This is a genomic window from Acinetobacter sp. YH16038 (assembly GCF_013417275.1).
Taxonomy (GTDB): Bacteria; Pseudomonadota; Gammaproteobacteria; order Pseudomonadales; family Moraxellaceae; genus Acinetobacter.
Window position 1 is genome coordinate 1 of the sequence record NZ_VPEG01000067.1, and the last position, 1,770, is coordinate 1,770.

A 1,770-nucleotide genomic window follows, 5' to 3' on the forward strand; every position below is an offset into this window, starting at 1 on the left:
AAATTACTCGAAGTTTATTTGAGAAATATTTGTCAGAAAATTGATGAGCCAAGTTTAAGAACTTTACTTATAAAGTTCGAAATGATTTTAACTGAAGAGTTTGATCATGGCTCAGATTGAACGCTGGCGGCAGGCTTAACACATGCAAGTCGAGCGGGGATAGGGTGCTTGCACCTGATTCCTAGCGGCGGACGGGTGAGTAATGCTTAGGAATCTGCCTATTAGTGGGGGACAACGTTCCGAAAGGGACGCTAATACCGCATACGTCCTACGGGAGAAAGCAGGGGATCTTCGGACCTTGCGCTAATAGATGAGCCTAAGTCGGATTAGCTAGTTGGTGGGGTAAAGGCCTACCAAGGCGACGATCTGTAGCGGGTCTGAGAGGATGATCCGCCACACTGGGACTGAGACACGGCCCAGACTCCTACGGGAGGCAGCAGTGGGGAATATTGGACAATGGGGGGAACCCTGATCCAGCCATGCCGCGTGTGTGAAGAAGGCCTTTTGGTTGTAAAGCACTTTAAGCGAGGAGGAGGCTTACCTGGTTAATACCTGGGATAAGTGGACGTTACTCGCAGAATAAGCACCGGCTAACTCTGTGCCAGCAGCCGCGGTAATACAGAGGGTGCAAGCGTTAATCGGATTTACTGGGCGTAAAGCGCGCGTAGGTGGCTAATTAAGTCAAATGTGAAATCCCCGAGCTTAACTTGGGAATTGCATTCGATACTGGTTAGCTAGAGTATGGGAGAGGATGGTAGAATTCCAGGTGTAGCGGTGAAATGCGTAGAGATCTGGAGGAATACCGATGGCGAAGGCAGCCATCTGGCCTAATACTGACACTGAGGTGCGAAAGCATGGGGAGCAAACAGGATTAGATACCCTGGTAGTCCATGCCGTAAACGATGTCTACTAGCCGTTGGGGCCCTTGAGGCTTTAGTGGCGCAGCTAACGCGATAAGTAGACCGCCTGGGGAGTACGGTCGCAAGACTAAAACTCAAATGAATTGACGGGGGCCCGCACAAGCGGTGGAGCATGTGGTTTAATTCGATGCAACGCGAAGAACCTTACCTGGCCTTGACATACAGAGAACTTTCCAGAGATGGATTGGTGCCTTCGGGAACTCTGATACAGGTGCTGCATGGCTGTCGTCAGCTCGTGTCGTGAGATGTTGGGTTAAGTCCCGCAACGAGCGCAACCCTTTTCCTTATTTGCCAGCACTTCGGGTGGGAACTTTAAGGATACTGCCAGTGACAAACTGGAGGAAGGCGGGGACGACGTCAAGTCATCATGGCCCTTACGGCCAGGGCTACACACGTGCTACAATGGTCGGTACAAAGGGTTGCTACTGCGCGAGCAGATGCTAATCTCAAAAAGCCGATCGTAGTCCGGATCGCAGTCTGCAACTCGACTGCGTGAAGTCGGAATCGCTAGTAATCGCGGATCAGAATGCCGCGGTGAATACGTTCCCGGGCCTTGTACACACCGCCCGTCACACCATGGGAGTTTGTTGCACCAGAAGTAGGTAGTCTAACCTTAGGGAGGACGCTTACCACGGTGTGGCCGATGACTGGGGTGAAGTCGTAACAAGGTAGCCGTAGGGGAACCTGCGGCTGGATCACCTCCTTAACGAAAGATTGACGATTGGTAAGAATCCACAACAAGTTGTTCTTCATGACGATGTATCTGAGGGTCTGTAGCTCAGTTGGTTAGAGCACACGCTTGATAAGCGTGGGGTCACAAGTTCAAGTCTTGTCAGACCCACCATCTGTC

At 51.4% G+C, this 1,770-nt stretch carries 1 tRNA gene and 1 rRNA gene; both read left to right on the forward strand.

Annotation, left to right across the window (positions count from 1 at the left end):
• Positions 1–88: 88 nt before the first annotated feature.
• Positions 89–1,626, forward strand: a 16S ribosomal RNA gene (locus tag FTV34_RS16020).
• A 61-nt stretch (positions 1,627–1,687) separates the two neighbouring features.
• A tRNA-Ile gene (locus FTV34_RS16025) sits at positions 1,688–1,764 on the forward strand.
• The last annotated feature ends 6 nt before the right edge of the window (positions 1,765–1,770 follow it).